Origin of the sequence: Pinisolibacter sp. (assembly GCF_036782435.1) — a bacterium.
Classification (GTDB): Bacteria; Pseudomonadota; Alphaproteobacteria; order Rhizobiales; family Ancalomicrobiaceae; genus CALBKH01.
In genome coordinates this window covers 1-4,950 of sequence record NZ_DAIPZB010000098.1, presented here as the reverse complement: position 1 = coordinate 4,950, position 4,950 = coordinate 1, and the positions used below count along the sequence as shown (strand labels likewise).

Here is a 4,950-nt window from a genome sequence, read left to right as displayed (position 1 = left end):
CACATTAAACGCATCAAATCAACATGATGGTCCAACCGCGCACAGGTCTCATGACGGGTCGTCGGGTCAGGGGCGGGAACGCGTGAGGCCGGCGGCACGGAGGTCGACCAGCAGGCGATCGGCGACCGCGTCGGTGAATCCGCGGCGGTGCAGGAAGCCTTTCGGATCGGTGCGCAGGGTCGGTTCGATCTCGTGGATCGCGGCGATCGCGGTGGCGGCGGCGGCTTCGTCGCCGCGGCGGTGGGCGCGAATGGCGACGGCGGCGAGGTAGACCGACGAGGTGGTTCCGTCGAAGAAGGCGACGCGTTCGTCCGCCTCGCGGGTGCGGCCGAGATTGTTGAAGGCGAGGAAGGCGTAGAACTGCATCCACTTCGGCGGGGTGGAGGTGGTCGCTTCGGCGCGGGTCAGAAGGTCGATCGCTTCCTCGTAACGGCCGACGCGGGCGAACACCGCCCCCAGGCCGCCGATCGACGTCGTGTCGTCCGGGTTGTTGCGAACCGCCTGGGTCGCGGCTCGGATGGCGGCTTCGGTGTCGCCGCGGATGAGCAACAGATTCTCGAGCACACCGAAGACCGCCGAAGACCCGGGGGCGAGCCGGGACGCACGGCCGAGGAGTTCGTCGGCGCGGGCGAGCGGGTCGTCGATCGCGTCGTCGAGGTTCTGCCGGTATTCGCCGATGTAGATTTCGCCGAGCATGGTCAGCGCCGGGACGAGGCGCGGATTGGCGGCGACGACGACGGTCAGGCAGTTGCGGGCGTCGCGATGGGTTCGACGGGTCGATTCGAGAAAGTACTGCCGCGCTCTTGTTAAACAGGCGAGTTCCGGGCCGATGTCGCCGATCGTGGCGATATCGCGCGAGATCGAGCCGTGGAGCCGGACCGCGTCGCGGACGAAGGCGAGATCGGACGGCACCTCGAAGGTCGTGTAGTTCGGGCCGCGGGTGACGTCGAGCGTGACGGCGAGGGAATCGACGAGCCGCTCGTCTCCGGCGTGGACCAGTTGCAGATAGACGTTGGTGGTGCCGCCTTCGCGAACCACGAGGGCGCGCAGGCGGTAGAGCGGCTGGCCGATCGGCGGCGGGAAGTCGGTCGACCTTCGCGTCACGACGACGGAGTCGTCGAAGCGGCGGGCGTAGCCCTCGAGGCGACTGCGGTAGACCTGGGGATCGAAATCGGACGGCGGCGGCGAACCGGTGTCGACGGTCACCGCCACGAGGGGCAGCACGCGCGTCGCATCGAGCCCGACCGCCTGCGTGTTCTCCGCATCGCTCGCCGGCCTCGTTTCGGACGAAGCGCTCGTCGCCGATTCGCGCGCCGATGGTGGCGGGTCGACGATGCGCGACACGCCGTACCCGATGCCGATCGCCATGGCGGCGGAGAGGGCGACGGTGAGGGCGACGAAGGCGAACCGGCCGCGCCGCATGGGAGCTCGGGCGCGGCGGGGTGGGGGTGGTGCGTCCGTGTGCGGCTCATCGGCGTCGGTCGGCGACGGGGTGGCGGCGGCTCGGGGAGCCGTCGTGCGCTCGATGAAATTCGGCACATAGGTACCGAGCGGCAGCTCGATGACGAGGGCGGCGTTGCGGCCTTCGGTGAGATAGTATCGCTCGAGAGCTTGACGCAGGCGGCGTGCCTGGACGCGGACGAGGGGATTGTCGTTGGGATCGAAATCGTCGGACCGCTCGAGCGCCCCGACGGCGATGGTGTAGGCTTTCAAGCGGTCGCTGCGGCCGGCGAGCGTCTCCTCCACCACGTAGCGCAGGAAGGATGCGAGCATCGGCGACGCGACGAAAGGCTCGGAGGCGAGGACGCGACCGAGCTCCTCGACCACCCTGTCGTCGCCATTCGACATCCGGGTATCCCAACGGAAGCACGGCGCATTTCGGCTGGCCAAAACGTTTCTGTCAATCCGTCACTCTTCACGGTGCGTCGACAGGTCCCGCCGGTTGCGCTAACCCAACCGGCGGAGATCCGAGGAGAAGAAGATGGCGCCGCAGGCGAACGACGAGGCGGAAGGATCGGCGGCGTTCGTGCCGCCGGTGATCGTGCTGGTCGAGACCCAGATGGGCGAGAACATCGGTGCGGCGGCGCGCGCCATGGCCAATTTCGGCCTGAAGGAACTGCGCCTGGTCAAGCCGCGCGACGGCTGGCCGAACGACAAGGCGCGGGCGGCGGCATCGCGAGGCGACACGATCATCGACACGGTCACGCTCCACGACACGCTCGCCGAGGCGATCGCCGATCTCGAGCTGGTCTATGCGACGACGGCGCGGCCGCACGACATCGCCAAGGAGGTGGAGAGCCCGGCGGTGGCGGCGGTGGAGATGGGGCGGGCGGCGGCGGCCGGGGCGCGCATCGGTGTCGTCTTCGGGCGGGAGAAGTGGGGCCTCACTTCGGACGAGGTGGGGGCGTGCGACCGAATCTGTACGGTGCCGGTCGATCCGGTCTTCGCTTCGCTCAACGTCGCCCAGGCGGTGATCCTGGTCGCCTACGAATGGCGGCGGGTGGTGCTGGGCGATGCCGCCTGGACGCCGTTCGGCGAGAAGGAACGCTCGCCCCAGGCCTCCAAGGCCGACGTCTTCGGCTTCTTCGCCCATCTCGAGGGCGCACTCGACAAGGTCGAGTTCTTTCGCCCGGCGTCGAAGCGCGACCACATGGTGCGCAACCTGCGCCAGATCTTCCAGAAGGCGCGGCTCTCCGAACAGGAGGTCCGGACCCTGCGCGGCATGGTGGCGGCGCTGGAGGGGCGGCCGACGCGGCTCGACCTCGCTCGCTTCGACGAGATGCGGGCGGCGGCGGAGCGCGAGAAGGCGGTGCGAAATCGGGACGAGGAGTGATTTTCGCATTTCATTTTTCGTAAATCTTTCCTCAACTTCGCCTTAACCATGGGCATGGTTTGATGCACGTGGGGCCGGGCGTTGGAAGGTTCTGCGTCGCGCCCGTGCCCCGATCTCCCTCCGCAGCGCGAGCGTGCCGACCGGGCCTCCGGCGGAGGGACATCCGCCGACGCCAGGAGCGCGCCCATGGCGGCATCGAACGAAACGGCCGAGGCGACGGTGTCGCGTCCTCCCCGCGCAGCGCAGGGCCGTTCTCCCCGTATCCTCGTCTTCGACAGCGGTATCGGCGGCCTCTCCGTCGCCCGCGAGATCCGCGCGGCGCGCCCCGACGCCGAGATCGTCTACGTCGCCGACGACGCCGGCTTTCCCTATGGCGATCGGGAGGAGGGGGCGTTGACGGCGCGCATCGTCGACCTCGCCGGGCGGCTGGTGGCGGAGCATCGTCCGGACGTCTTCGTCGTCGCCTGCAACACCGCCGCGACGCTGGTGCTGCCGCATCTGCGTGCCGCGTTCCCCGTCCCCTTCGTCGGTACGGTGCCGGCGATCAAACCGGCGGCGACGACGACGCGGTCGAAGCTGATCTCGGTGCTGGCGACGCCGGGCACGGTGAAGCGCGACTACACCCGGGCGCTGATCGACACCTATGCCAGCCACATCGAGGTGACGCTGGTCGGCTCGACGAAACTCGCCCGCATCGCCGAGGACCATCTCTCCGGCCGTCCGGTCGACGATGCGGCGGTCCTCGCCGAGATCAAGCCCTGTTTCCGGCGTCACGGCGGCCGGCGCACCGACCGCATCGTGCTCGGGTGCACCCACTATCCCTTCCTCATCGATCATTTCCGCCGGCTGGCGCCGTGGGAGGTCGAGTGGATCGACCCCGGCCCGGCGATCGCCCGGCGAGTGGTGGCGCTGTTGGGATCGGCGCCGCCGGGGGCGAAGCCGGCGTCGGGACGCGCGATCTTCACCTCGGGCCGGCCGCCGACCGCCGCGCTGGCGAAGGTTCTCGCCGGATTCGGGCTCGAGGTGGTGGGCGAAGCGTCCGCTGTTTGACTTTCACGGCCGAGGGGGGTAGATCACCGCCAGCTTCGCGGGCCGCTCGGTCCGCGAAGTCTTTTCACGTGCTCCCGTGGCTCCCCTCCCAACGCTCGGAGGGAACCTGTCGGCGCCGCAAGGCGCAGAGGAGGGCGCGCTCTCGAAAACTCGGGTGGACGCCTCGGCGTTCGCCGCCAACAACGTGAGACCGCGATGTCGAAGCGTCATTCTGCGAAGTACAAGATCGATCGCCGCATGGGCGAGAACATCTGGGGCCGTGGCAAGTCCCCGGTCGCCAAGCGCGAGTACGGCCCGGGCCAGCACGGCCAGCGCCGCAAGGGCAAGCTCTCCGACTTCGGCGTGCAGCTGAAGGCCAAGCAGAAGCTCAAGGGCTACTACGGCAACATCTCGGAGAAGCAGTTCAAGCGCACCTATCAGGAGGCCATGCGCCTCAAGGGCGACTCCTCGGAGAACCTGATCGGCCTGCTCGAGCGCCGCCTCGATGCGGTGATCTATCGCTCCAAGTTCGTGCCGACCGTGTTCGCCGCTCGCCAGTTCATCAACCACGGCCATGTCAAGGTGAACGGCCGTCGCGTGAACATCGCCTCCTATCAGGTGAAGGTCGGCGACGTCGTCGAGGTCAAGGACGCCTCCAAGCAGCTGGCCCTGGTGCTCGAGGCCGTCCAGTCGGGCGAGCGCGACGTGCCGGACTACATCGAGGTCGACCACAACAAGATGGTCGCCAAGTTCCAGCGCATCCCGGCTCTCGGCGACGTGCCGTATCCGGTGCAGATGGAACCGAACCTGGTCATCGAATTCTATTCGCGTTGATCCCTCGCGGGTCCGCGCCGAAACGAGAAGGCCGCCGGAGCGATCCGGCGGCCTTCGTCGTCATACCAAAGGCCGAAAGTGCCGACGCACCCGGCCTTTGAGCACCCGCGAATTTCTCATTTGCATCAGAGGCATGAGAAATTCGCGTCAGGAATACTATCGGTCATCTTCAATGGCCGATGGTATTATGAGACCTGTGTGCGGTTGGACCATCATGTTGATTTGATGCGTTTAATGTGCCTCTGACCGCGTCG

The 4,950-nt window shown here is 67.8% G+C and carries 4 protein-coding genes; 3 read left to right on the top strand and 1 reads right to left on the bottom strand.

What is annotated here, in order from left to right; genetic code table 11:
* Positions 1 to 66: 66 nt before the first annotated feature.
* On the bottom strand, positions 67 to 1,848 hold the full coding sequence (locus tag V7Q42_RS21220) for a tetratricopeptide repeat protein (protein WP_333826265.1): 1,782 nt from the start codon (positions 1,846 to 1,848) through the stop codon (positions 67 to 69).
* A gap of 133 nt (positions 1,849 to 1,981) precedes the next feature.
* Here V7Q42_RS21220 and V7Q42_RS21215 point away from each other — a divergent pair, with 133 nt between their 5' ends.
* The 3 genes from V7Q42_RS21215 (at position 1,982) to rpsD (ending at position 4,696) form a co-directional block, all read left to right on the top strand.
* Positions 1,982 to 2,833 carry an RNA methyltransferase gene (locus V7Q42_RS21215; protein ID WP_333826264.1) on the top strand — a complete coding sequence of 284 codons (852 nt, stop codon included), beginning with the start codon at positions 1,982 to 1,984 and terminating at the stop codon, positions 2,831 to 2,833.
* A gap of 186 nt (positions 2,834 to 3,019) precedes the next feature.
* Entirely contained in the window at positions 3,020 to 3,883 is an 864-nt protein-coding gene (gene murI / locus V7Q42_RS21210; RefSeq protein WP_333826263.1) for a glutamate racemase, read from the top strand.
* Positions 3,884 to 4,078: 195 nt separating this feature from the next.
* Positions 4,079 to 4,696, top strand: a complete 618-nt coding sequence (rpsD, locus tag V7Q42_RS21205; RefSeq protein ID WP_333826262.1) for a 30S ribosomal protein S4 — start codon at positions 4,079 to 4,081, stop codon at positions 4,694 to 4,696.
* Positions 4,697 to 4,950 lie beyond the last annotated feature (254 nt).

Coding starts and splice junctions, on each gene's coding strand:
- V7Q42_RS21215 (WP_333826264.1), top strand. CDS start 1,982: ATGGCGCCGCAGGCGAACGACGAGGCGGAAGGATCGGCGGCGTTCGTG.
- rpsD (WP_333826262.1), top strand. CDS start 4,079: ATGTCGAAGCGTCATTCTGCGAAGTACAAGATCGATCGCCGCATGGGC.
- murI (WP_333826263.1), top strand. CDS start 3,020: ATGGCGGCATCGAACGAAACGGCCGAGGCGACGGTGTCGCGTCCTCCC.
- V7Q42_RS21220 (WP_333826265.1), bottom strand. CDS start 1,848: ATGTCGAATGGCGACGACAGGGTGGTCGAGGAGCTCGGTCGCGTCCTC.